We start from the raw sequence: 25,303 nt of genomic DNA on the forward strand, positions 1-25,303 counted from the left end.
GACGCCGGCAACGTGCTGCGCACGACACTGTGGTCGATGGCGCTGGTCGCGCTGCTCGGCCTGATCGCGGGCCTCACCGCGTTCAGCTTCATCACGCGCCCGCTGCGCCGGCTGACGGACGCGATGCGCCGCTTCGACGCGAACGGCACGCCCGACACGCAGCCGCCGGTGCCGCGCTCGCGGCCGGGCCGGCGCGGCGACGACATCGTCGTGCTCGAATCCGCGTTCGCGCAGATGGCCGACCGGATCGGCGACCAGTGGCGCGCGCTGACGCGCCAGGACCAGCAGCGGCGCGAACTGATCACGAACATCTCGCACGACCTGCGCACGCCGCTCACGTCGCTGCACGGCTACCTGGAGACGCTGTCGCTGAAGTCGGACACGCTCGCCGAGAACGAACGGCGGCGCTACCTGTCGATCGCGCTCGCGCAGAGCGCGAAGGTCGGCCGGCTCGCGCAGGCGCTGTTCGAGCTCGCGCGGCTCGAATCGGGCGGCGTGCAGGCCGAGCGCGAGCCGTTCTCGCTCGTCGATCTCGTGCAGGACGTGTTCCAGAAATTCGAGCTGACGGCGCAGGCGCGCGGCGTCGCGCTGCATGCGCGGATTCCGCCGCGCGTGCCGGTCGTGTCGGCCGATCTCGGAATGATCGAGCGCGTGCTGACCAACCTGCTCGACAACGCGCTGCGGCACACGCCTGCGCACGGCGAGGTCGAGGTCGCGCTGGAGCCGCGCGGCGACCGCGTGCTCGTGACCGTGGCCGACACCGGCGAAGGGATTCCGGCGGCGCGGCGCGAAGGGCTGTTCCAGCGGCCGCAGCGGCCGATGAGCGGCGGCGCGGTGACGAGCGGCGGGCTCGGTCTGTTGATCGTGCACCGGATGCTGGCGCTCAACGGCAGCAGCATCCGGCTGGTCGACCGGGCGGGGCGTGGTGCGGTGTTCGAGTTTGCGCTGGCGGTAGCGACGCCTGCGGTCGGCGACGGGCGCTGATCGTCGTCGATGCCCGCGCTCAACCGCCGCGCTTGCGTCGCACGTCGCTCGGCGTCACGCCGGTCCAGCGCTTGAACGCGTGGCGAAACCCCACTGCGTCGCTGAAGCCGAGCGCCAATGCGATGTCTTCGGTGCTGAGCGTGGTCGTGCTGAGATAGTCGATCGCGAGCGCCTTGCGCACGCTCGCCAGCAGTTCGCTGTACGACGTGCCTTCGGCTTCGAGCTTGCGGCGCAGCGTGCGCGACGTGATGCACAGGATGTCCGCGATCGCGTCGATGTCCGGAAATTGCCCGGGCGTGCGCGTGAGTTCCTGGTACACGCGCCGCGTGATGCCGGCCTGGCTGCGCAATTCATCGAGCAGGCTCGCGCAATGCGACGACACCTGCGCGGCGGTAATCGGATTCGCGAGCTGCGGCGCGCGCGTGAGCCACGCGGCCGGGTAGCTGAGCACATGATGCGACTGGTCGAAGGCGATCGGGCATTCGAGCGCATCGGCCAGCAGCGCCGCGTGCGCCGGCTGCGGCTGGGCGAACTGGGCGCGTGCCGGCACGCACCACGCGCCCATCACGTCCTTGATGATCGTCACGTGCAGCGCGAACTGCATGTCGATCAGGAAGCGGTACAGCGGCTCGTCGAGATCGGGCAGCGCGACTTCGTGCCGGTCGGGAAACTGCCACGATGCGGTGTCGCCCTGTTCGACCCAGCGGATCGCGAGCATGCCGTTCGCGAGCCGGTGATACTTGACGGCCGATTCGAACGCGTGCGCGAGCGATTCCGAACACAGCATCGCGTAGCCGTACATCCCGTAGCTCGTTACGTGCAGCCGATGGCCGACGCGCACGCCAAGATCGGAGCCGTCGTAGCGGCCGACCGCATTGCGCGCGGCCGTGAGGAATTGCAGCGGCGACGTGAGCGTGAACGGGTCCGCGACGGCGGCAGGCGTGAGGCCGGTGCCGTCGAGCACCGCGATCGGGTCGAGGCCGGCTTGCGCCGCCACGTCGAGCAGCACGGCCAGCTTGGCCGGGGTGAAGCGCTGCTGGCGCAACGCGTGGGTCGTCTCGACGTCCGGCAGCCGGGCTGCGCGGGCGGTCGTCGGGGTCAAGAGCGCACTGCGCGGCATGGGAACATCCTGCGTCCGAATCGATATCGTTTACGGCACGCAATTCTGCTCGGGATCGGTCCCAAGCGCCACAGGGTTCACCCTGATACGCGCGCCGGCGCCACCCGGCGCGACCGCCTGCAACCCGCTTCAACCGGCCTGAAACACGCCGGCCTCCCACGCGAACGGCTTCGCGAGCCGGTTCCACGTGTTGATCTGCGCGACGATCAGCGTGAGCGTGGCCAGCTCGTCGCGATCGAAATGCGCACGCGTCGCGTCGACGAGTGCGTCGTCGATCGCGTGCTCGCTGATCAGCGTCAGCGCTTCCGCCCAGCGCAGCGCGGCCTGTTCCTTCGGGCTGTAGAGTGCGGGCGTTTCGTGCCACACCGGCAGCAGGTTGTAGCGCAGCGGATCTTCGCCCGCGTGGATGCCTTCCTTGATATGGCGGTCGAGACAATACGCGCAGCCGTTGAGCTGCGACACGCGGGCGCGCACCAGTTCCACGAGCTTGAAATCGTGGCCGGTGTGGTTCGCGTATTCCTCGACGTTGAGCACGACGTCGAGCAGCCGGGCGGGGAGTTGTCCAAACGAGATGCGTTCTGGCATGGCGACTGACCTTTGAGAGAGCGGGATAGGATCGTTGAGTGGACTGGCCGTGTTTCCTGATCAGGCGCTGCACGTTGCTGCGACCTGCGTGAGGTGTGCAGTAATCCTGATTGTCTGGTGGCGGGATCGACCGACGAGACGAGGTGACGATGCGCGCGTGACCCGTTGTGCGGATGGTGTGTATCGGCGGCATCGGCTGCGGCGCGCGGCACGTTTGGCCTTGGCGAACCGGAAGCGAAGCGATCGTATCAGGCACGACCGGCGACAGGAATCGCCGGATCCCGTATGGTGTTCATGCCGATGGACCGATAGTGGGGCCAGCTGAGGCAGGACGGAGTGACGGCATCGCGTGATGTTGTCTAGACAAGGTCGCACCCCCGCATGTCCGTTTCGATCATCTTTTCGGCCGCCCGGATCATTTTCAAAGTGCGCCGCGCGGGCGATAGTCGCCGATCAGGCGATGGTCCGCGCTTCTCCGGCGTGCAGGCCGTCGTGCGAACGGCGCGGCCGGCGCGCCGTCCCCCGTGGAGTGAGACATGACGAAGAGACACTGGACCGGGTCGTATGGCTCGATCCCCGCCGAGATCGATGCCGATCGCTTTCCTTCCGTAGGCGCGCTGCTGGACGACGCGATGCACCGTTACGCCGATCGCCCGGCGTTCCACTCGTATGGCCGCACGCTCACCTATGCCGACGTCGACCGCCTGTCGACCGCGCTGGCGGCCTATCTGCAGCAGGTCGTGGGCGTCCGCAAGGGCGATCGCGTGGCCGTGATGCTGCCGAACGTGCTCGCGTTCCCGGTCGCGTTCGTCGCGGTCGCGAAGATCGGCGCGATCCAGGTCAACGTGAACCCGCTCTACACGGCGCGCGAGCTCGAACATCAGCTCAAAGACGCGGGCGTCGAAGTCGCCGTGGTGTGCGGCGGGTCGATGGGCACGTTCGCCGAGGTGGTCGGCGGCACGCGCGTGCGCACCGTGCTGAGCGTCGGGCGCGGCGATCTCGGCGTCGTCGATGCGCCGGCCGGTACGTGCGACGCGCTGCCGCCCGGTTCGATTCCGCTCGCGGACGCCATTGCCGCCGGGGAAGCGCTCGCGTTCGACCCGGTCGAGCTCGGCGGCGCGGACCTGCTGCTGCTGCAGTACACGGGCGGCACGACCGGCCTGTCGAAGGGCGCCGCGCTGTCGCACCGCAACCTCGTCGCGAACATCGAGCAGTTCGGGGCGATCGTGCCGGCCGCGCGCGAGCCGGGCGAGGAGGTCGTCGTCACGGCGATCCCGATGTATCACATCTTCGCGCTGACGGTGAACTTCCTGTCCTACTTCGCGATCGGCGCGCAGAACTGGCTGATCGCGAATCCGCGCGACATGGACGGCTTCATCGACGTGCTGAAGGCCGCGCGGCCGACGGTGTTCGTCGGCGTGAACACGCTGTACGCGGGGCTCGCCGGCCATCCGCGCCTGACGGAAGTCGACTGGTCGCGACTGAAGCTGTCGGCCGGCGGCGGCGCGGCCGTGATCGACGTGATCTCGTCGCGCTGGAAGGCGGTGACGGGCAACTTCATCCGCGAGGGCTACGGGCTGTCGGAAACGTCGCCGGTCGTGTCGTTCAACCCGCAGCTGATCGACTCGTTCACGGGCACCACGGGCCTGCCGCTGCCGTCGACCGACGTGAAGCTGCTCGATGACCAGGACAACGAGGTGGCGATCGGCAGCGCGGGCGAGATCTGCGTGAAGGGGCCGCAGGTGATGGGCGGCTACTGGCAGAAGCCGGACGCGAATGTGGCCGCGTTCACGGCCGACGGCTATTTCCGCACCGGTGACGTCGGCGTGTTCGACGAAGCCGGTTTCCTGCGGATCGTCGACCGCAAGAAAGACATGATCATCGTATCGGGCTTCAACGTGTACCCGAACGAAGTGGAAGCCGTCGCCACCGGGGTGCCGGGCGTCGTCGAATGCGCATGCATCGGCGTGCCGGACGCGCGCACGGGCGAGGCGGTCAAGCTGTTCGTGGTGCTGGCGCAGGATGCGACCGTCACGGAGGAGCAGCTCGTCGCGCATTGCCGCGAAAGCCTCGCGGGCTACAAGGTGCCGAAGCTCATTCGCTTCGTCGACCGGCTGCCGAAGTCGACCGTCGGCAAGATCCTGCGCCGGGAACTCAGCCGCACCGACTGATGCACCGACTGAAGGCGTCGGCGTGCCGTGCAGCATCCGGCGCGCCGAAGGCCCGGAAGGCTCCGCACGAGCCGCTCAAGTACAATGCGAGCGGTTCGATCGACGGGGACGCGATGACCGGTTCAGATTCACTTTCCGCCCAGCCCGGGCCCGCACCCGGGCGTGCGCTGCCGTCGCCGAGCGCGACGGTGCCGATCTCGCTCGTCAACGGTTTCCTGGCGAGCGCGGGCGTGCAGCGCGACGTGGTCGAGCGCTACCTGCGCGGGGCCGGCATCCCGATCGAGCTGCTCGGCGAACCGCATGCGCGCGTGACGGAGGAGCAGTTCTCGACGCTGTACCGCACGCTCGCGATCGACCTCGACGACGAGATGCCCGGCATCTTCTCGCGCCCGCTGCGCGGCGGCACGCTGAAGTACCTGTGCCTGAGCCTGCTCGATGCGCGCAACCTCGAAACGGCGCTGCATCGTTTCGGGCAATTCTTCCATATCCTGCTCGACGATTTCTTCGTCGAATCGAAGCGCGACGGTCTCGTCGCGCAGGCGGTGCTGCGCCCGAACGACGCCATCGGCCCGATTGGCGCGCTCGGCCAGGAGCTGATGCTCAAGCTCGTGCACGGCGTGTGCTCCTGGCTGATCGGGCAGAAGATCCCGCTGCTGCAGATCGAGTTCGCGTGCCCGCGGCCGCGCCATGCGGTCGATCACCTGTACTTCTTCACCGGCGCCGTGCAGTTCGACTGCGAGCGTACGCTGATGCGCTTCAGCGCGGATTACCTCGACGCGCCGATCCGGCAGAGCAAGCGCAACCTGCGCAAGTTCCTCGCGCGCGCACCGGGCGACTGGATCTTCGAATCGTTCAGCGAACAGCTCGTGTGCCACCGCGTGCGGCAGTACCTGTCGGAAGCGCTGCCCGACCTGCCGGTGATCGACCACGCGGCCGAGCACCTGCATTGCTCGGTGCGCACGCTGAGCCGCCACCTGGCCGCCGAAGGGACGACGTTCCAGGTGCTCAAGGACGAACTGCGACGCGACATCGCGATCCAGCGGCTGACCGATACGCCCGATACGATCGCGGCGATCGGCGCCGACATCGGCTTCGACGATCCGAGCGCGTTCCATCGCGCGTTCCGGCACTGGACGGGGAGCACGCCGGGCACTTACCGGCGGCGCGCGTAATGGGTCGCGTCACGCTTCAAGGTAGCCGGTTCCCATAACCGGATACCTTCGCGCGCTCCCATGGGCGGCTCCCCTTGGCGGGACGGTTTACGAATCGGTGGGACAGGCCGGACGCCCGCTGCCGAAGCTGCGCACCGTGCTCGCGATCCGCGCGGCGAACTGCTCGATCATGCGCTGTTGCACGCGCACCATGTCCGCATAGTTTCCAGGGGCGGCCTCGTTGAGCCGCGTGCTGCACGAGATGCGCGTGCCCGGCGTGTCCTGCTGCACGCCGACGACCCAATCGGCTTCGAACTGGGCCATGCTCCCGGGCCACGCGTCGAAGCGGCGCACCTGGGTGCGGATGCTCATGACGGTCTGGTTCGACGGACGCGGCAGGCCGGTGACGTTGCGCGCGCCCAGTTGCTCGACGAGCGCCGACGAAAGCGCCGCGCGCAGCTCGTCGCCGAGCGGTGCGACCCAGCGTTCGTTGTCGAGTATCACCGCGGTGCCCGTCCCGCTGCGCACGACCATCTGCTGCTGGTCGAGCTGCGCGGGGATGCCGACCGGCAACACGTTGATCGCCAGCGGCGCGGCGGCGCGCGCGGTCGTCGGCGTCGTGGACGTGGCCGTGGCCGCGGCCGGCGAGACGAGCGTGTAGTAATGCACCGGGTTCGACGCGCAGGCGGTCAGCGCGATGACGGCGCCGGCGCCCAGGGCGATCGTCCTGGCGCGAATCGGGAAGCTCATGGTTGTCGTGGCTCCTGCTGGACAGGCGAAGTGGAAGGGGCGACAGGCGCGCTCGGCGCGTGATCGGCCCCGGTGCCCCGGAGCAGCGATTCGGGACGGCGGCCCAGCATGTCGGTGAGTGTGCGCAGCGAGCGCGCGGTACGCTGGACTTCGGTCAGCGTGTTCGTGAGGTTTTCCTGAAGCGGGCCGTCGTCGGCGATGCCCTGGCGCAACGTGCCGAACGTCTGGTTCGCCTGGTCGAGCATGCGCGTCGTCGACGGCAGCAACTGGCCGTTGACCTGCTTGAGCGTCGCGTCCAGGTTCGTCAGGCTCGAATCGACATGCTTGCCGATCGAATCCAGCGGCAGCTTGTTGATCTTGTCGACGATGTCGGCGAGCTGCTCCGGCAGCTTGTCGAACGTACTCGGCACGGTGGGCAAGGTCAGCGGCGTGGCATTCGCATCGAGCGCCACCTTCGGCGCGTTTTTCACGAAATCGAACGAGATGTAGAGCTGCTCCGTCAGCAGGTTGCCGGTACGCGCCTGCGCACGGAGCCCATGCTCGACCAGGCCCGCGAGAAACTGGGCCGCGCGCGGATTGCCGTTGCCTTCGGTCTTTTGTAGTTTCTCGATTACGGGGCCGAGCCGATACGGATAGACCTTGACCATGACGATGGACTGGAAGCGCCGGGTGGACCGGTCGAAGTCGAGCTGAGTCGAGACGACCTTGCCCATGTCGATGCCGGAAAATTCCACCGGCGCGCCGACCGCAAGCCCGCGCAACGGCTGTTCGAAGCGCAGCCGGATGAGCTGGGACGGCCCGTCCGGCGCGGCCATCGCGGCAGTCTCGTGGTCGGCGAGCGTGAACAGGCTGCCTGCACGGGCGGCCGCCGCGTCGCTGTCTTCCGGTGTCGCGAACGCGATGCCGCCGCCCACGATCGTCGCGACCGACTGGGTCTTCAGCTTCAGGCCGTTCGCGTCGAGCGACAGATCCATGCCGCTCGCGTTCCAGAAGCGCGTATCGGTCGTCACCAGGCGATCGTACGGCGCATCGATGAACACCTGCAGGTTCATGTCGCGGCTCTGCATGTCGAGCTTGTACGACGCGACGTGGCCCACCATCAGATGGCGGTAATAGACCGGCGAGCCGATATCGAGCGAGCCGAGATCGGTGGCGCGCAACGCGAAACTCGTCCCCGGCGTGCCGTTGACGACGGTGGGTGGCGTTTCGAGCCCGGTGTAGGCCTTCCGCGAATTTTCCGAGCGGCCCGTGTCCATGCCGATGTACGCGCCGGAGAACAGCGTATCGATGCCCGATACGCCGCTCATGCCGACGCGGGGGCGCACGACCCAGAAGCGCGTGTCTTCGCGAATCAGGTTGCGCGCATTCTTCACGAACGATACGGTCGCGACCACGTGCGAACTGTCGTCGCTCAGCGAGATGGCGGTCACGGTGCCGATCACGACGTCCTTGTACTTGACGGGTGTCTTGCCGGCTTCGAGGCCTTGTGCGGTGTTGAACGTGATCGTGATTTCCGGTCCGACGGACAACCACGCGTGGATGACCATCGACAGGCCGATCAATGCCGCGACGAGCGGCACGAGCCAGACGAGCGAAAGCCGCACGCGGTTGCGTGTCACGGGCGGATCGTGGGGTTCGAGGCCTTGCGGGCCGGATGCAGGATTCATGCTTCCTCGGCGTCCCAAATGAGGCGTGGGTCATAACTCATCGCAGACAGCATCGTGAGAATGACGACCATGCCGAAAAACAAAATGCCGGCGCGCGGTTCGATCTCGGACAGCGGACCGAACTTCACCAGCGCACAGATGATTGCGACGACCAGCACGTCGAGCATCGACCAGTAGCCGACCAGCTCGACCGCGCGGTACAGCACGGCCCGCTCGCGCATGGCCGACACGCTGCGCCGGCCCGTCGTGACGAGCAACGTGCCGATCGCGAGAAACTTCGTGCACGGCACGACGACGCTCGCGATGAAGATCACCGACGCGATGCCGTACGAACCGGCTTTCCAGAACACCACGACGCCGCTGAGGATCGTCGATTCGCTGTGGCTGCCGAGCAGCGTGGTGCGCATCACCGGCAACAGGTTGGCGGGGAGGTAGAAGATCAGGCTGGCGATCAGGAGCGCCCACGCGCGCACGAGGCTGTTCGAGCGACGCGCGTGCAGCGCGGATCCGCATCGCGGGCAGCGTTCCGCTTCGGCGGCATGCGAATGGGCATCCTGCGCGGCGGCGGCATGCGTGCGGCAGACGAGGCCGCACGTATGGCACCCGACCATGCCCAGCTGACTGGCGCGCACGGGCAGGCTCACGGGCGGCCTCCGGAAGTTTCCATCGGCACGACCCAGTCCCATAGCTGGCGCGTGTCGTGGCCCGCGATCAGCGGGATCAGCACCATCAGCACGGCCGTGGCCCACAAGCCCGCGCCGGGAATGATCTGCATGATGCTGGACAGCTTGATGATGGCGATCAGGATGCCGAGCAATCCGACCTCGATCATGCTCCAGGGTCGCAGCGCGACGAGCAGCTTCATCAGCGGGCCGAATGCGGGCGCGCGATGCCCGGCACGGGCGAAGGCCAGCAACCAGATCAGCGTGGCGATCTGCAGGAACGGCACCACCACGATGGCCAGCGCCGTCGGAATCGCGATCGGCGCGGCGAAACCGTGGGCCAGCGCGAGCGCGGATTGCCACAGCGTGGCTTCGCTATGCAGCCCCTGCACGCTGATCCGCATGATCGGGCAGAGGTTGGCAATGGCAAACACCACGCCTGCCGCAACCGCCAGCGCGAGCCACCGGTCGATATCGAGCCAGCTCGATCGAAACAGCACGGCGGAACATCGCTCGCAACGCGCGACCTCGTGAGGCGCCAGCGCGCGGCGTCGGTAGACGCTGTCGCAATGCTCGCAGGCGATCAGGGTCGGAAACGTGTCCATGGGTTCGTGTCGCTCGCGCATGCGTATTCGATGACTTGCTTCGCAGTGTGCTTGGCGTCGATGGACGCTTTTGTGCGGTTTGATGGAGAAATGATGGAGCCGGGGCGGGCTCGAATGCGTTGCGTTTCCATCGACGGCGATCTCCTCACGCCTTGGCGGAAATGGCGCGGAGTTCCTCGAGATCGAGGTCGCGTGTCAGTTCGTGCAGCGTGTGCTCGTCGATGTCGCCGGCACGGTAGAGGCGCATCAGCTCGGCCCGTCCCGCCGCGATCAATTCCAGCAACGTATCCGAACGCGCATCGAGCTGGGATTTGTATTCGTCGGCGTGCCGCGCGTAGCGGGCCATGTCCTCGGCCTTGTGCTTGTGGATGTCCAGGAGCATCGGGTGAACGAGTTCGCCTGCCTCGTTGTAGGCCCGCTTTGCCATCAACTCGTACTGCACCTTGGCAATCACGGCCTCCGCCTCGCTCATGCTCAGGCGAGGCTTGTCGCTTTCCGGCGCCGCGAGCCCCGTCCAGCGGATCACCGCGCCGAGCGTCTGGCCCTGCACCAGCACGGTGGCGAGGATGACGGCAATGGCGGTGACGAGGATGAAATCGCGCCCCGGGAAACTGTCCGGCAAGCTGGCGGCGAGCGCCAGGGTGATCACCCCTCGCATGCCGGCCCAGCTCAATACCGTCGCATCGGCAAGCCCGAGCGGATGGAAGCGGGTCACGCCCAACTTCCGCAACAGGATGAGCGCGGCGTCCGACACATACACCCAGGCAAACCGCGCGAGGATGACGGAAAGCACGACGATCAGCACCGGTACGCCCATCTCCGCGAGCATCGTGTCGAGCCCGTCGCCCCGCTGGATCAACTCATGCAGCGAGGAGCCGATGATCAGGAACACGAAGGCCTCGAGAATGAAGATCGTGACAGTCCAGAAGCCCGTGCCGTACAGGCGCGCCGACGCGTTGAGCACGCGATGCTGGAACCAGGCACAGATGAGCCCCGTGGTCACGGTGGCGATCACCCCTGAGACGTGGAAGCGTTCGGCCAGCAGATAGGAACCCCACGCACAAAGCGGGCTGGCGGCGATGACCAGGCTGTCTTCGTCGAGATGGCGCATCAGGATCACCCAGGCGCCCCCCACGACGGCGCCGACCATGACGCCGCCCAGCGCCAGCAGCGCGAAGCTGCCAAGGGCTTCGGCGGGACTGAACAGGCCCGTCACGCCCGCAGCCACCGCAAAGCGAAACAGCACGAGGCCCGTCGCATCGTTGAACAGGCTTTCTCCCTCCAGGAGGATCAGGAGGCGGCGCGGCAGTTTCACTTGCTGCAGCGCGGCGCGGGCCGATACCGCATCCGGCGGCGCGACCAGTGCGCCCAGGGCCGCGCAAGCCGCCCAGGGCAGGGAGGGCACGAGCCAGTGGGTGACGAGGGCCACCACGACGGTGGTGAACAGCACCGCGCCGATCGCCAGGGCCCCGACGCCCAGCATGTGCCGGCGCAGATGGTCGAGCGAAATGCCGAGGGCACTGTCGAGCAGCAAAGGCGGCAGGAAAATCACCAGCACCAGTTCCGGATCGATGTGCACCTCGGGCAGGCCGGGCAGAAAGGCGATGAAGCCGCCGCCGATGATCAGTGCGACGGCGGGGGGGAGCCCGAGCTTGTGCCCGACGTAGTGCAAGACAAGGATCGCCAGTAGCAGCGCGATCATCAATTCGAAAATGGCCATGGTGAGGGGTCTGTTGTCAGCGCTTTGGCGTTGGGCTGCCCATGAGCGCTTCAGTCGGACGGAAGGCGCAATGGGCGGCCCGGTTTCCAGGAGCCGGACAGCTTCCGCGTCCGGCTGGGCGTTTGAAGGGCGCCACTGCTATTTCGTGATCCGGGCAAAGTCGATGCAGGAGATGTGAATCGCGAGGATCATCGCGGACCAGTTCGTCGGTCGGCCATTTCGCACGCTGGGCCGAAAAATCTCGTCGCCCGGCGTGATGGGCATGCCGCTCATCGCGCATAACCCTGGCCGTCTGGCAAATCCCTTATGCCAATTTTGATAGCCGTAATGTCCGCCAGTTGAATCCCGCCACGAAAGCACCACCGTGCTGGCCGTCGGTTGATCGAGGATATCGATCGCTGCGCTGCACCTCGATCGATCGCCCGAAGTCGTTTTTCTACGTGAATCGACCACGCAATCCCTGCGCTGCCGGGTGATTCGCGCGCCGTCGCTGCAGGTGTTGAGCGAGTGCATCATGTGGCGCCAGCGTTGCTCGGGTTCGATTGCGTCGATCGGAATCAACTTTACGCACCCAACGGGTGGATCATCGCTTCTTTCCAGTTCGCGAGAATCGCCATCGATTGACGAAGAGACATTTCCCTGATTTCTCATTTCGTACCTCGCTGCGCGCATGCAGTTGATCGGATCTCTGGAAGAGAAGTTTTTCCCGTAACGAATCAAAAACAGCGGAATCGCAGCGCGGCCACAGGCGCGCAATGCGCGTCCGCCTGTGGCTATCAGTCCGTTCCGCGCGCCAGTCTGACGAGGTCGACGACCGTTGCGACCAGCGCGGTCAGCAGCACGGCGGCGAGCATCAGATAGCTCGGCGTCTCCCGGATCAAGGCCGCGATCGGGTTGTCGGTCGCAGCAGACGAAACGGCGAGAAACAGACCGTAGACGACGAACCATCCGGTCGCGATCGTCAGCACGACGGCAATCGTCAGGAGTCCGACTGTCATCGCCACGCGCAGCCGCGATCCATGACATGCATTCACGGGGTGCTGCGCAGCCGGTAGCCGACGCCGCGCATCACCTCCGGCGTCCCGGACGCGCCCGCGCATTCGAGTTTCTTGCGCAGCCGGCTGATATGGCTGTCGACGGTGCGCTCCAGCGCATCGACGTCGGCGAGGCAGGCGTCGATCAGTTCGCTGCGCGTGAACACGCGGTTCGGCGAGCCGGCCAGGTGCGCGAGCAGCCGGAATTCGGTCAGCGTCAGCGAGACGCCGGTTTCTCCGGCGTCCGTGCGGACGGTGGTCAGGTAGCTTTGCGTGTCGATTTCAAGGTTGCCGACCTTGATGAAGCGCCCGGACGAGGCCGTTTCGAGACGACGCAGGATCGCGCGGATGCGTGCAACCACCTCGGCCGGATTGAACGGCTTCGTGATGTAGTCGTCCGCGCCGAAACGCAGCCCCTGCAAGCGATCGATCTCGCGGTCGAGCGCCGTGATGATGACGATCGGCGTGTCGACGCGGCGACGCAGTTCGACCAGGACCTCCCAGCCGTCCTTCTGCGGCATCCTGACGTCGAGCAGGATCAGGTCGGGCTTCAGCACGGGCTGCACGTCGAGCACGGCCTGGCCGTGACCGACGCGATAGGTGCGAAAGCCGTCGTGGGCGAGGTAGGCGTCGAGTATTTCGGCGATCTCCGGATCGTCTTCGGCAATGAGTATCAGAGGGTTCATCGGGTTCACTGGAAGTGAGCGTGACCGGTAGGCGGGCCGGCGGCGCGGCACGTGCGCCGCCGGACTTCACCGTGCTTTCAATCGTCGCGAACGGATTGGCGACGGTGCATGGCTCAGTTTTTCGCCACGTTGTTGGCGGGCGGCACGTCGGTGTCGGTCAGCCCGCCACCGAGCGCCTTGTAGAGCGCGACCGCGTTGTCCAGTTCGGCGTTGCGCAGATCGAGCAACGCCTGGCGCGCGGCATACAGCTGTCGCTGCGAGTCGAGCAGTTCCAGCCGATCCTCGATGCCGGCGCGATAGCGCAGGTTCACGAGATCGGTACGGCGCTCGGCGCTCTTGACGACCCGGGCCTGCGCGTCGATCTGGCGGCTGAAGGTCTCGCGCCCGGCGAGGCCGTCGGCCACTTCGCGGAACGCGGTCTGGATCGAGCGTTCGTACTCGACGACCGCGCTGGACTTGCGCACTTCCGCGAGATTCAGCTCGGAACGCAGCCGGCCGCCCTGGAAGATCGGCAGCGTGACCTGCGGCGCGAAGCTCCACACGCGCTGGCCGCCGTCGAACAGGCTGCCCAGCCCCGGGCTGAGGAAGCCGATCGACGAGGTCAGCGACAGGCGCGGGAAGAATGCCGCGCGCGCCGCGCCGATGTCGGCGTTGGCGGCGACGAGATTCTGCTCGGCCTGCTGGATGTCCGGCCGGCGGTACAGCAATTCCGACGGCAGGCCGGCCGGCAGTTGGGTCATCACCGGCTGGCGTTCCAGCGACAGCGGATCGGGCAGGTTCTTCGGCAGGTCGGTGCCGACCAGCAGCCGCAGCGCGTTGTTGGCCTGCTCGACCGCGCGCGAACGCGCTTCGAGATCGGCGCTGGCGCTCGCGACCTGGCCTTCGGCCTGCGCGATGTCGACGCCGCTGGCCTGGTCCGCGAGCTTGAGGCGGCGCGCGAGGTCGAGCGACTGGCGCCAGTCGTTCAGCGTGCGTTCGGACAGCGCACGCTGTTCCTGCGCGAGACGCTCGGCGAAATACGCGTTGGCCACGGAGCCGACGAGCGCGATCTGCACCGCCCGGCGGCCGTGATCGGTCGCGAGGTAGCGAGCGAACGCCGCGTCGGACAGCGACTTCACGCGGCCGAACAGGTCGATCTCGAACGCGCTGAGGCCGACGTTCACGCCGTACTGGTTCTGCGTGTTTTCGAGCAGCGGCGGGTTCGATTGCGAGTCGGCGGCCGTGCGCTGGCGCGTGAAGCTCGCGCCGGCGCCGATCGACGGCAGGCGCGCGGAACGCTGGATGCCGTACTGCGCTTCGGCAGCCTGGACGTTCAGCGCGGCCAGGCGCAGGTCGCGGTTGTTCTCGAGCGCGAGCTCGATCAGGCGCTGCAGGCGACGGTCGCCGAACATCGTGCGCCAGCCGAGATCGGCCGCGTTCGCGTGCTGGTCGGCCGCGGCAGCGGTCGTATAGGCGGTCGGCACCGGCATCTCGGGCTTGACCAGCTTCGGCGCCATCGAGCACGCCGACAGCGCGAGCGCGGCGGAAACCGCGGCGGAAAGAATGAGTGATCGCATGGCATCAACCTTCATGTTCGTGGGTCACGGTGGCGGGCTTCTTGCCGGATGCGCGCCATGCCGAGATGCGTTCCTGGATGCTCATCACGAACACGTAGAAAACCGGAACGAAGAAAATGGCCAGCACGGTGGCGGTCACCATGCCGCCGAACACGCCGGTGCCGATCGCGTGCTGCGTTTCGGCGCTCGCGCCGGTCGCGATCATCAGCGGTACGACGCCGAGGCCGAACGCGAGCGAGGTCATCAGGATCGGGCGCAGACGCAGCTTGGAGGCCTGCACGGCCGACTCGATCAGCCCCATGCCTTCCTCGCGCAACTGCTTCGCGACTTCCACGATCAGGATCGCGTTCTTCGCCGACAGGCCGATCACGGTAATCATCCCGACCTTGAAGAACACGTCGTTCGGCATCCCGCGCAGCATCACCGCGCCGAGTGCGCCGATCAGGCCGAGCGGCACCACCAGCATCACCGACAGCGGAATCGCCCAGCTCTCGTACAGCGCCGCGAGCACCAGGAACACGACGACCATCGACAGCGCCATCAGCATCGGCGCCTGCGAAGCCGACTCACGCTCCTGCAGCGACTGGCCGGTCCACGCCACCGTGAAGCCCGGCGGCAACTGCGCAGCCAGACGCTCCATCTCGACCATGGCCGCGCCGCTGGAGTAGCCGGGGGCCGAGCCGCCGGAGATCCGTGCAGACGGGTAACCCTGGAAGCGCACCAGTTGCAGCGGGGTTTCCGACCAGACCGGGCGCACCACTTCGGACAGCGGCACCATGCCGCCGGTCGCGTTGCGCACGTAGAGCTTCATCACGTTCTCGATCTGCATGCGTGCCGGCGCATCGGCCTGGATGATCACCTGCTGCATGCGGCCCGCGTTCGGGAAGTCGTTCACGTAGGTCGAACCCATCGCGGCCGACAGCGTGTCGCTGATGGTCGTGAACGACACGCCGAGCGCTTCGGCCTTGTCGCGGTCGATGTCCAGCTTCACGCTCGTGCCGGCCGGCAGGCTGTCCGGATAGACGCCGGTCACCACCTTGCTTTGCGCGGCCAGTTCGAGCAGCTTGGCTTCAGCCGCCTTGAGTGCCGCGTAGCCCTGGTTCGCGCGATCCTGCAGGCGCATCGTGAAGCCCGAGCTGGTGCCCAGCCCGTCGATCGCCGGCGGCAACAGGCTCATGACCGTGCCTTCCGTCACGCCGCCCATCGCAGCCTGCGCGCGCATCGCTTCGTCCATCGCGGTTGCCCCTTCGCGCTTGTCCCAGTCCTTGAGCACCGCGTAGTTCAGTGCCGCGTTGGAGCCGAGGCCGGAGAAGCCGTAGCCGATGATGGAGATGCTCGACTCGATGCCCGGACGCGATGCGAGATGCTTCTCGAGGGTCTTGACCACGTCGCCCGTGCGCTCGACGGTCGAATCCGACGGGAGCAGGAAGCCGGTCATGAAGTAGCCCTGGTCTTCCTCGGGCAGGAACGACGACGGCAGCATGCGGAAGCCGAACACCAGCGCGGTGGAAATCGCGACGAACAGCAGCATCACGCGGCCCGTGCGGCCGACCAGCTTGCCGACGCGCGTTTCGTACCAGTTCGTCATGCGGTCGAAGCGGCGGTTGAACCAGCCGAAGAAGCCGCGCTTCTCGTGGTGGCCATGCTCGACCGGCTTGAGCATCGTCGCGCACAGGGCCGGCGTCAGCGTCAGCGCGAGCAGGGCCGAGAACATGATCGACACGGCCATCGACATCGTGAACTGCTGATAGATCACGCCGACCGAACCGCTCGACATCGCCATCGGCAGGAACACGGCCGTCAGCACCAGCGTGATGCCGATGATTGCACCGGTGATTTCCTTCATGGCCTTGATCGTCGCGTCCTTCGGCGACAGGCCTTCTTCCACCATCAGGCGTTCGACGTTCTCCACGACGACGATCGCATCGTCGACGATGATGCCGATCGCGAGCACCATGCCGAACATCGTCAGCACGTTGATCGAGAAGCCTGTCATCAGCATGACCGTGAAGGTGCCGAGCATCGCCACCGGCGCGACGATCGCCGGAATCAGCGTGTAGCGCACGTTCTGCAGGAACAGGTACATCACCAGGAACACGAGCACCATCGCTTCGATCAGCGTGTGAATCACCTTCTCGATCGAGATCTTCACGAACGGCGCGGTATCGAACGGGATCGAGTAGGTCATGCCGGCGGGCATCGTCTTGGCGATCATGTCCAGTTGCTCGCGCACGGCCTCGGCGGTCTTCACCGCATTGGCGCCCGGCGCGAGCTGCACGCCGGCGAAGGTGGCGGGTTTGCCGTTCTCGCTGTTGACGAAGGTGAACGACTGCGGGCCGAGTTCGACCCGTGCGACATCGCCGAGCACGACCTTCGAGCCGTTCGCGTTCGCGCGCAGCACGATCTTCGCGAACTGCTCGGGCGACGTGAGCTGGCCTTGCGCGGTGAGCGGGACCGTCACGCGCTGGCCCGGCAGCGCGGGCGCCGCACCGAGGCTACCCGGGGCGATCTGCACGTTCTGCTGGGCGACGGCCGTCGTCAGGTCGTTCATCGACAGGCCGTAGGTGATCAGCTTCTGCGGATCGACCCAGATGCGCATCGCCTGTTCGGAGCCGAACAGTTGCACCTTGCCGACGCCTTCGACACGTCGCAGATCCTCGACGACGTTGCGCGCCATGTAGTCGGCCAGCGCGTTTTCGTCATAGCGGCCGCTGTCCGACTTCAGGCCGACGAACAACAGGAAGCCGGTAGAGGCGGACTCGACGATCACGCCGTTTTGCCGCACGACGGGCGGCAGCCGCGGCTCGACCGACTTGAGCTTGTTCTGCACCTCGACCTGCGCCATCGCCGAATCGGTGCCGGGCTTGAAGGTCGCGGTGATCTTCGCCTGGCCGGAGGTATCCGACGCCGATTCGAAGTACAGCAGGTTCCGGACGCCGGACAGCTCGCGCTCGATGAGGCTCAGCACGCTGTCGGTCATCGTCTGCGGCGTGGCGCCCGGGTAGGTGGCGGTAATGGTGACGGTGGGCGGCGCGACCGACGGATAGCGCGCAACCGGCAGTTCGGGGATGGCGATCAGGCCCAGCAGGATGATGAAGAGGGCGATCACCCACGCGAAGACCGGGCGCCGGATGAAGAATTGGGACATGACTGGAGGCTCCCCGTGACTCAGTGCGACGAAGCGGTCTTGACCGCTTCAGGCGCCTTCCATGCGGTCGCCGTCACGGTCGCGCCGTCGCTCAGGCGCTCCATGCCTTCGACGACGACCTTCTGGCCCGCTTGCAGACCCGACTTGATGCGATAGCTGCGGTTCGTCAGCTCGCCCACTTCGATGGCCTTCAGATGCGCCTGGCTCTTTGCGTCGAGCACCCAGACCTGCGGCTTGCCGCCCGCGCGGACGATCGCCTGTTGCGGCACGGTCAGCGCGTTCTCGTAGTGTCCACGCGGGATGCGGGCACGCACGTACATGCCCGGCAGCAGCTCACGCTTCGGGTTGTCGACCAGCACGCGCAGCAGCACGTCGCCGGTGCCCGGGTCGACGTTGACGCCCGAGAACAGCATGCGGCCCTTCACGTCGTAGCGCGAGTCGTCGTCGCGCAGCACGTCGACCGGCAGCCCGTTGCCTGATGTGTCCGGCTGGGCCGCGAGCGCGCCGCGCAGCGATTCGAGCGACGCGGCCGGCTGGCGCACGTCCACGTAGACCTGGTCGATCTGCTGGATGCGTGCCATCGGCTGGCTGTCGCTGCTCGCGACCAGCGCACCCTCGGTCACGAGGGCCTGGTCGATGCGGCCCGTGATCGGCGCTTCGACGGTCGCGAACTTCAGGTCGAGCTGGCGGCGGGCGAGCGTCGCGCGAGCCTGGGCGACGTCGGCGGCAGCCTGGTCGCGTTGCGACACCGAGTCGTCATACACCTGGCGGCTGATCGCGTCGGCCTCGACCAGCGGCTTGAGCCGGGTGGTCTGCACCTTGGCGCGTGCGAGTGCGGCTTCCGCGCGTTGCAGGGCCGCCGCGGCCGTGTCCATGTCGGCCTTGAACGGCGCCGGGTTGATCTGGAACAGCGGCTGGCCGGCACGGACTTCCGTGCCCTGCTCGAACAGCCGTCGCTGCACGATGCCGCTGACCTGCGGCCGGATCTCGGCGATCCGGACGGCCGCGACGCGGCCCGGCAGGTCTTCGGTCAGGTCGAGGGGGGCGCCCGCCAGCGTCATCGCCGCAACCGGGGTGGCCGGCGCGGCGGCCTGCTGTTCGGAGGGCCCGCAGCCCGCCAGCATCGCCGCCACCAGCGCGCACACGGCGCCGTAGCAGGCTCGTTTCTGATTTTTCATGTGGACTCCATGGGACGCAGGCACCCAGTGGCCCGCATTTTCGGAGCGAAGTGTGCGTGCGCCCGATGGAGTTTTTTGTGCGGAAAGATGGAGGTTTGATGGAGGGCGCGAAAGATTGGCGGGCGGGCGATCCGGAGGCGGGTCGAGCCAGAAGATGACGGGCTCCGGGGTGGCTCGGCGCTATCTGGAAGCAGGGTGGGCGGCGCGGGAATCCCGGAATGCCGCAATCATCTGATGAATTGTGGGGGTAGTCGTGCGTGCCGTCGGCATGCGCGGGCCGGTGCTCGGGGGCGCTATTGCGAGGTTCGCTTCGGTGGGGGCGGCGTGGGCCTGGATCAGGCCCGCGCACCTTCCGTGCCGCTGTAGTGGCGGCAGGAGGGCGAGGAAGGGGCGGCGGCGGCCGGGCGCACAAGGCGCGTCGACCGCTCGCCGGGAGGCTTACCGTGGGTCGGTATCGGCGGTGCGCTGCGTGGTGGGCGGCGCGTCCTTCCGGCTCGGTGCTGCCATGCGCGGCGAAGCGGGGCCGTCGGGCCAGCGCAACTCGAACACCGTGCCGCCGCGCGCAGTCGGGCGGCACGATGCCTCTCCGTCGTGAGCCTGCGCAATGGCCGCAACCACGGCCAGCCCCAGGCCGCTGCCGCCCTTCTGGCTGGAATCCGCGTCGTCCACGCGCCTGAACGCATCGAAAATCTGCGCGGCGTAATCGGCCGGAATGCCCGGCCCGTCGTCTTCGACCTGCAAGCGGCACGCACCGTTTTCGACGCGCGTGTGAATGCGGATCGTGCCGGGCACCGCATAGCGCCGCGCATTCTCCAGCAGTGCAAGCAGCGCCTGGCGCATCCGGAACGGGTCGCAGTGGACGGGCCGCGTGTCGAGATCGAGCACCATGTGTTGACCGGCCGCGGCCAGCGAATCCTCGAACATCTCGACGACCGCCTTGACGTGCGTGGCCAGATTGGTCTCCTGGATGCTGACGCTCAGATGCCCGCTTTCGGCGAGGCTGATCACGCGGAGATCCTCGATCAGGCGCGTCAGTCCTTCCGCCTGGGTCAACAGGCTTCGGAACAGCGCGTCGCCCGGCTGGAAGACACCTTCCGTCAGCCCCTGCAACCGCCCGCGCAGGACCGTGACCGGTGTACGCAGTTCGTGCGCGATCGCGGCATTCCAGAATGCCTGCTCGTCCGTCATGCGCTGCAACTGGGCCGCGAGCGCATTGAAGTCGTCCGCGATCAGCGCCGCTTCGCGGATCGATCGATCGCCGGCAACGGCGCGCGCGGTCAGGTCGCCCTTGGCGACGCGGCGAATGCTGTCCGCGACCGAGTTGAGCGGCACGAGAATGCGATGCGCGAGTCGGGCCGACACGACAATGGCGAGTATCAGGCCGATCAGGAGCGTCATGCCCAGCCATAGCCATTCGGGGTTCGACGGAATCCAGCTCGCCTGGTTGCAATAGTCGCCCCAGTGCCGGAGCATCACGTAGTAGAACGCATAGACCATCAGCACGACGACCAGCGTGATGCCTAGCGCCAGCTCCGCCATCGACACCGCAATCTTGCGGCCCAGCCCACTGAGTTTCATTTCGTGCTCCCAAGCGTGGCGTTGCGTCGAGTGACGACGGGACGGTCGTGCGGTTGGATTGCCGTGGCGTCAGGGGACGGGCGTGATTGGGGTGGGTAAAGGGCGTGCGTCGGTGCGTCGAGGTTTCCCACGGCAGGTGTGCCGGAGGTGCGATGTCGCTCGAGACCAGAAAAGGCCGGGCGGGTATCGACGGAAACGTTCCCGACCGACAGAGGCAGCGGCCGAACAGCGCGATGTGTGCGGGACGGTATGGGTTCTTCAATCATGGTGTCCGCTTGGGATCCTGCTATTCATTCCATCGAATCGCAATATTACCGCACGAAATTGGCCATCGAATGACACGATGGTTCGGCGTACGTTGGAAGTCGAGCGACGCTGGCGTTGCCGTGCGGGACGGGCTGACAGGCGTGTTACCCCTCGGGTGGCTGGATGCTTCCCTGATGATTTCGAGCGGCTCAGGTGTTTTCGAGGCAGGGGAATACCCTGCTTTTTTTCATGTCCAGTTGTTATGTATTATGACCTACAGTAGTCAACGTTTTCTATTTATGAGGTATCCCGATTCGCTTGATCCGACGGTGCTCGATGGACGAGGCGAGGATCGACGAAGGTTGCGGTGTCGCGGCCGATGCGAACGGGAAACACGCGCACCCCGGTGGGCGCGCGCAATCGAGTCGGGCGAACGTCGAGCCGGGAAAGCAATGAAGCATCGAACCGAATCGGTACGGGAAGTTTCATGATGGATTTCAGATCTCCTGACATCGGGTTGTCCGTCGCCTTGCTGGCATGGGCGACCGGCACCTACGGACTGAAGTTCGTCCGGCGGCGCAACCCGCTGCTCGGCGTCGCCTGGTGGGTCGTGACGGCGTCCTCCGTCAATGCGCTGGTTTTCATGGCGACGGGCTGGTCATGCGCGTCCGGCGTCGCGCATTTCCTGGACACGTTCACGAGAGGGTTCGGCATCCCGGTGATCGCGGCTGCCGGCATGATGGCCGTCACGCACGAATACAGGCCGATGGCCCAGCAGGTCGTCATGTTGTTCGGGACCGCCGCGGTGGGAACGATGGCGCTGATGACACTCGAATTCGTCGATACCGTCCTGCCGTATTTCTACGTCGCGATGTGGGCGTTGCTGGCGCTCTATCTGGTCTATTTCGTCGGGCGGCTGTTGCGCGCCGGGGAAGCGTGGCATGCGACGACCACGACGCTGGCGCTCGTGCTGTCGCTGATCGTCGCGTACGTCGACGATCTGTACAAGATGCCCGGCAATGCGCACGCCGCCGTATTCAGCTTTCCCGTGCTGGCATTGCTGACGTGGTCATATTTCGCGGTCGCGATCTATTACGCCTACTGCGCGCTGGAACGGACACGTCATGCCGCGCGGGTCGGGGCTGTTCGCGTTCTCCGATGGCATGAATTTACCTCGTTCGAATAGGAATCCTGACATGAATGAGGATATGGCGAGGGATGGAATCAACGTCGAGGATCAGTCCGCGCATGCGGTGAGGCGGACGCCTCCGCGCGGAAGGAAAGGCGATGGCGACACACGGGAGCGTCTGCTGCAAGCGGCACGCACGATCTTCGCCGAAAGAGGATATGCGGCGGCGAGCATCGAGCGAATCGCCGTCGAGGCGGGCTATACGCGCGGCGCGTTCTATTCGAATTTCCGCGACAAGACGGTCGTGTTGCTCGAACTGCTGAAGCGCGATCACGAAGACGTCGAGCGTGAACTGATGCGCATCGTCGAAGCGCGCGATGGCCGCGAGGTGACGGAGCGTGCGCTGCATGCGTACTTCAGGCAGCGCTATCGCCAGCCTGACGCGTGCGTGATGTGGATGGAAGCGGCGCTCCTGTCCGTGCACGACCAGCCGTTCCGCGCGCGGTTCGCCGCATTTCTGAACGAGCGGCGGGATCGGGCGGCGGCGCGTGCCGCCGAGCTTGCCGAGCCCACCGACATGCGGCTGCCGTTGCCGATCGAGTGGCTGACGCTCGGCCTGACGGGGCTGGGCGACGACGTGTTGCCCGACGGCGCGAGCGGACGGTGGCACCTGACCGACGCCTGGGTCGACGCGGCGGTGACGCGGGTGTTCGCGGGCAGCCCGTGCGGCGAGTCGATGGCGTGACCACGCGCCATCGCGGCGTGCCGGTGCAAGGACAAACTGACGAGGACGGAAGGAACAGAAAAATGAATCGCAAACCCAGGCCGGATGCACAGACCCGGCGCAACCTGTTGCGCATCGCGGCGGTGGGCGCTGCGTCGCTCGCGGCCGGCGAAGTGTCGTTCGCGCGTGCGGCCAGCGCAGTCACCGGAAACGACGGCGTGTTCGACGTCGCGATCATCGGCGCGGGGCTCGCGGGGCTGACGGCCGCGCGCGACCTGAAGCGTGCCGGATGTGAATCGTTCGTCGTGCTCGAGGCGCGCGATCGCGTCGGCGGGCGCACCTACAACCACGACCTCGGCGGCGGGCGAATCTCCGAAGCCGGCGGCCAATGGTTCGGCCCCGGCCAGACGGCGATCGTCGATCTCGCGCGCGAGCTGAAGGTCGATACCTTCGATACCTACTACGCCGGCAAGACGGTGTTTCTCGCGGACGGTGCGCGGGTGGCCCAGGACACGCAGGGCACGGTGGGCGGCAACCCGGTGATCGCGGCGCGGCTCAACGCGTTGGCGAAGCACGTGCCGTCGGCGGCGCCGTGGAAGGCGCCGAATGCGGCGGCGCTCGACACCATGTCGCTGGGCGCGTGGCTCGCGCAGCAAGGCCTGACCAACGAGGAGAAATTCTCGTTCAGCCTGGCGGCCCGGTTGTCGCTCGGCACGGCGCCGGCGCAGCTCGGCCTGCTGCACTACCTGGCCACGATCAACAGCGCGAACAGCGATTACGACCAGCTCGAGTCGATCAAGGGCGGCGCGCAGGAATCGCGTTTCGTCGGCGGTTCTCAGGTATTGAGCATCAGGATGGCGAACGAACTCGGCGAACGGGTGAAGCTGTCCTGCCCGGTGCGCAAGATTGCCGGCTGGAATCGCGACGTGGTCGAACTCACTACCGACCGGGATGTGGTGCGCGCGCGCCGCGTGATCGTCGCGTTGAATCCGGCGCTGTGCAACCAGGTCGTGTTCGACCCGCCGCTGCCGGACGGCCGCGCGCAGTTGCAGCGCCGGTGGCCGGCGTATGCGCCGATGCGCAAGACGGTGCACGTCTACGACCGGCCGTTCTGGCGGGACGACGGGTGCAACGGGCAGGTCATTCCGGTCAACAGCCCGCTGCTGTGGGCCTATGACAATTCGCCGCCGGACGGTTCGATCGGCGTCATCAACGGCTTCATCGCACCGGGCGCGCTCGCGAGCGACGCGAAGGTGGCGGAACGGACGCTTTCCGCGATCTATGCGCAGGCGCTCGGCGACAAGGCGCTGCGCCCGACGCAGTTCCACGATTACGACTGGGGCAAGGTGGATCCGTGGTCGCTGACCTGCATTCATCCGATTCCGCCCGGCTTCTGGACGAAATGGGGCGAGTACCTGCACCCGCCGGTCGGGCGGCTGATTTGGTCAGGAACGGAGACGGCCGACATCTGGGCCGGCGCCATGGATGGTGCGGTGCGTTCGGGGCATCGCGCCGCGCTGCAGGTATTGGGTGCGCTCGCGCATCGGACGACGGAGGCTTGAGTGAAGCGAGCATTGATCATCGGCGTAGTCGTGGTGGCTGCGGCGTCGGCGGCCGGCGTGCTGTTCGGGCGCGATCTGTACGGCTATTACCGCTTCGGGAAAGCGCTGGATCGCGAAGTCGACGCGCTCAAGGCCGATGCCGGCCCGTGGCCGCAGCCGCAGGAGACGTGCTTTATCTGTCACGGCCCGCGCGGGCAGTCCGGTAACGGCGGATACCCGGCGCTGTCCGGCCAGCCGGCGGCCTACCTCGAGGCCCAGTTGCGCGCGTTCGCCAGCGACCGCCGGCCGGACCCAACCATGGGGCCGCTTGCGCGCGGCATGGACGAGCAACAGATGAAGCTGCTGGCCGCGTATTTCGCGCGGCAGGCGCCGGTGCAGAACGAGCGGATCCGGGTCGACGCGGCGCTCGCGACGCGCGGCATGGCGGTGGTGCAGGCGAGGAGCTGCGTCGCCTGTCATGGTGCAGGCCTGACGGGCAACGAACGCGCGCCTCGCCTCGCGGGGCAGGGCGAGGCCTATCTGGCGGACCAGCTCGTCGCGTTCCGCGCGGGCAAGCGGCATGACGAGACAGGCGCGATGAATGGCGTGGCCGCGGCGTTGTCGGACGAGGACATCCGGGCCGTTGCGCATTATCTGGCGAGTATCGCGCCGGCGCACGACGCGGCGGCGACCGCATCGGCGGATCGCGCGCCGCGCCTCGCGAATCACGATGAGGCGGATCTCGTGAAGCAGATCACCGCCATCAAGACCGGGAATCGTGCCGATTCGGCCGGCGCGATGCATGCGGCTGTCGCGAGGTTGTCCGGCGACGACATCCGCGCTGTGGCGTATTACCTGGCCAACGTGTCTTCCGGGCGCGAGGGCGGCGGCGTCAGGTGACGCCGGGCGTGACGTGGCGATCCCGCCCGCGTGTCGCGACGATGCGGGCGGACGGTCGCACCGCGCCGGAACGGGCCGGAGATCGGAAGAGCGTCGTGCAGGGACAGATGGTATATCTCGGTGTATGTATATCGGGTCTCTGCACCAATCACAATATAACACTACGTA

Annotated in this window: 21 protein-coding genes; 7 read left to right on the plus strand and 14 right to left on the minus strand. The window is 66.9% G+C overall.

Features of this window, described 5'->3' with window-relative positions:
• A partial coding sequence (locus tag G3N99_RS12290) for a HAMP domain-containing sensor histidine kinase (protein ID WP_206122502.1) occupies positions 1-984 on the plus strand: 984 nt, incomplete at its 5' end.
• A gap of 19 nt (positions 985-1,003) precedes the next feature.
• On the opposite strand, the gene G3N99_RS12295 is transcribed toward G3N99_RS12290, so the two are convergent.
• Both G3N99_RS12295 and G3N99_RS12300 read right to left on the minus strand, forming a co-directional pair.
• The gene (locus G3N99_RS12295) at positions 1,004-2,104 is read right to left on the minus strand and encodes an AraC family transcriptional regulator (RefSeq protein WP_206122503.1); all 1,101 of its coding nucleotides are present in this window, start codon (positions 2,102-2,104) and stop codon (positions 1,004-1,006) included.
• Positions 2,105-2,233: 129 nt separating this feature from the next.
• Positions 2,234-2,689, minus strand: coding sequence for a carboxymuconolactone decarboxylase family protein (locus G3N99_RS12300; protein ID WP_174932404.1), 456 nt, complete (start codon positions 2,687-2,689; stop codon positions 2,234-2,236).
• Positions 2,690-3,225: 536 nt separating this feature from the next.
• Between G3N99_RS12300 and G3N99_RS12305 the strand changes: the two genes are divergently transcribed.
• Both G3N99_RS12305 and G3N99_RS12310 read left to right on the plus strand, forming a co-directional pair.
• Positions 3,226-4,860, plus strand: coding sequence for an AMP-binding protein (locus G3N99_RS12305; RefSeq protein ID WP_174932406.1), 1,635 nt, complete (start codon positions 3,226-3,228; stop codon positions 4,858-4,860).
• Entirely contained in the window at positions 4,860-6,032 is a 1,173-nt protein-coding gene (locus G3N99_RS12310; protein WP_174932407.1) for an AraC family transcriptional regulator, read from the plus strand. Before G3N99_RS12305 ends, G3N99_RS12310 begins: the two co-directional genes overlap by 1 nt.
• A gap of 87 nt (positions 6,033-6,119) precedes the next feature.
• Here G3N99_RS12310 and G3N99_RS12315 read toward each other — a convergent pair whose 3' ends face one another.
• The 12 genes from G3N99_RS12315 to G3N99_RS12370 all read right to left on the minus strand — a co-directional run bounded on the left by G3N99_RS12315 (position 6,120) and on the right by G3N99_RS12370 (position 20,595).
• Positions 6,120-6,761 carry a PqiC family protein gene (locus G3N99_RS12315; RefSeq protein ID WP_206122504.1) on the minus strand — a complete coding sequence of 214 codons (642 nt, stop codon included), beginning with the start codon at positions 6,759-6,761 and terminating at the stop codon, positions 6,120-6,122.
• On the minus strand, positions 6,758-8,428 hold the full coding sequence (locus tag G3N99_RS12320) for an MlaD family protein (RefSeq protein ID WP_206122505.1): 1,671 nt from the start codon (positions 8,426-8,428) through the stop codon (positions 6,758-6,760). Before G3N99_RS12320 ends, G3N99_RS12315 begins: the two co-directional genes overlap by 4 nt.
• On the minus strand, positions 8,425-9,072 hold the full coding sequence (locus G3N99_RS12325; protein ID WP_206122506.1) for a paraquat-inducible protein A: 648 nt from the start codon (positions 9,070-9,072) through the stop codon (positions 8,425-8,427). Before G3N99_RS12325 ends, G3N99_RS12320 begins: the two co-directional genes overlap by 4 nt.
• Positions 9,069-9,716 (minus strand): paraquat-inducible protein A, encoded by a 648-nt coding sequence (locus G3N99_RS12330; protein WP_206122507.1) that lies wholly within the window; start codon positions 9,714-9,716, stop codon positions 9,069-9,071. The genes G3N99_RS12325 and G3N99_RS12330 overlap by 4 nt, the downstream gene beginning before the upstream one ends.
• A 124-nt stretch (positions 9,717-9,840) precedes the next feature.
• A complete protein-coding gene (locus G3N99_RS12335; RefSeq protein WP_206122508.1) occupies positions 9,841-11,415 on the minus strand; it encodes a Na+/H+ antiporter in 1,575 nt (524 codons plus the stop codon).
• Between the two features lie 138 nt (positions 11,416-11,553).
• Positions 11,554-12,171: a DUF3331 domain-containing protein gene (locus tag G3N99_RS12340; RefSeq protein WP_206122509.1), complete on the minus strand. Its 618-nt coding sequence runs from the start codon at positions 12,169-12,171 to the stop codon at positions 11,554-11,556.
• A 20-nt stretch (positions 12,172-12,191) separates the two neighbouring features.
• Positions 12,192-12,413, minus strand: coding sequence for a hypothetical protein (locus G3N99_RS12345; RefSeq protein ID WP_206122510.1), 222 nt, complete (start codon positions 12,411-12,413; stop codon positions 12,192-12,194).
• 32 nt (positions 12,414-12,445) lie between these two features.
• The gene (locus G3N99_RS12350) at positions 12,446-13,135 is read right to left on the minus strand and encodes a response regulator (protein WP_174932423.1); all 690 of its coding nucleotides are present in this window, start codon (positions 13,133-13,135) and stop codon (positions 12,446-12,448) included.
• Positions 13,136-13,248: 113 nt separating this feature from the next.
• The gene (locus tag G3N99_RS12355; protein ID WP_174932425.1) at positions 13,249-14,691 is read right to left on the minus strand and encodes an efflux transporter outer membrane subunit; all 1,443 of its coding nucleotides are present in this window, start codon (positions 14,689-14,691) and stop codon (positions 13,249-13,251) included.
• A 4-nt stretch (positions 14,692-14,695) separates the two neighbouring features.
• Positions 14,696-17,839, minus strand: a complete 3,144-nt coding sequence (locus G3N99_RS12360; protein WP_174932427.1) for a multidrug efflux RND transporter permease subunit — start codon at positions 17,837-17,839, stop codon at positions 14,696-14,698.
• Between the two features lie 20 nt (positions 17,840-17,859).
• The gene (locus G3N99_RS12365) at positions 17,860-19,017 is read right to left on the minus strand and encodes an efflux RND transporter periplasmic adaptor subunit (protein WP_174932429.1); all 1,158 of its coding nucleotides are present in this window, start codon (positions 19,015-19,017) and stop codon (positions 17,860-17,862) included.
• A 438-nt stretch (positions 19,018-19,455) separates the two neighbouring features.
• Positions 19,456-20,595 (minus strand): ATP-binding protein, encoded by a 1,140-nt coding sequence (locus G3N99_RS12370; RefSeq protein ID WP_174938171.1) that lies wholly within the window; start codon positions 20,593-20,595, stop codon positions 19,456-19,458.
• A gap of 613 nt (positions 20,596-21,208) precedes the next feature.
• Between G3N99_RS12370 and G3N99_RS12375 the strand changes: the two genes are divergently transcribed.
• From G3N99_RS12375 to G3N99_RS12390, 4 genes are all read left to right on the plus strand, one after another.
• Positions 21,209-22,027: a hypothetical protein gene (locus G3N99_RS12375; protein WP_346778482.1), complete on the plus strand. Its 819-nt coding sequence runs from the start codon at positions 21,209-21,211 to the stop codon at positions 22,025-22,027.
• Between the two features lie 10 nt (positions 22,028-22,037).
• Positions 22,038-22,715, plus strand: coding sequence for a TetR/AcrR family transcriptional regulator (locus tag G3N99_RS12380; protein WP_206122511.1), 678 nt, complete (start codon positions 22,038-22,040; stop codon positions 22,713-22,715).
• Between the two features lie 62 nt (positions 22,716-22,777).
• Positions 22,778-24,256: an FAD-dependent oxidoreductase gene (locus G3N99_RS12385; protein ID WP_206122512.1), complete on the plus strand. Its 1,479-nt coding sequence runs from the start codon at positions 22,778-22,780 to the stop codon at positions 24,254-24,256.
• Between the two features lie 57 nt (positions 24,257-24,313).
• Positions 24,314-25,135, plus strand: coding sequence for a c-type cytochrome (locus G3N99_RS12390; protein WP_346778483.1), 822 nt, complete (start codon positions 24,314-24,316; stop codon positions 25,133-25,135).
• Positions 25,136-25,303: the final 168 nt, after the last annotated feature.

The organism is Burkholderia sp. Ac-20392 (assembly GCF_017104585.1).
GTDB classification, from domain to species: domain Bacteria; phylum Pseudomonadota; class Gammaproteobacteria; order Burkholderiales; family Burkholderiaceae; genus Burkholderia; species Burkholderia lata.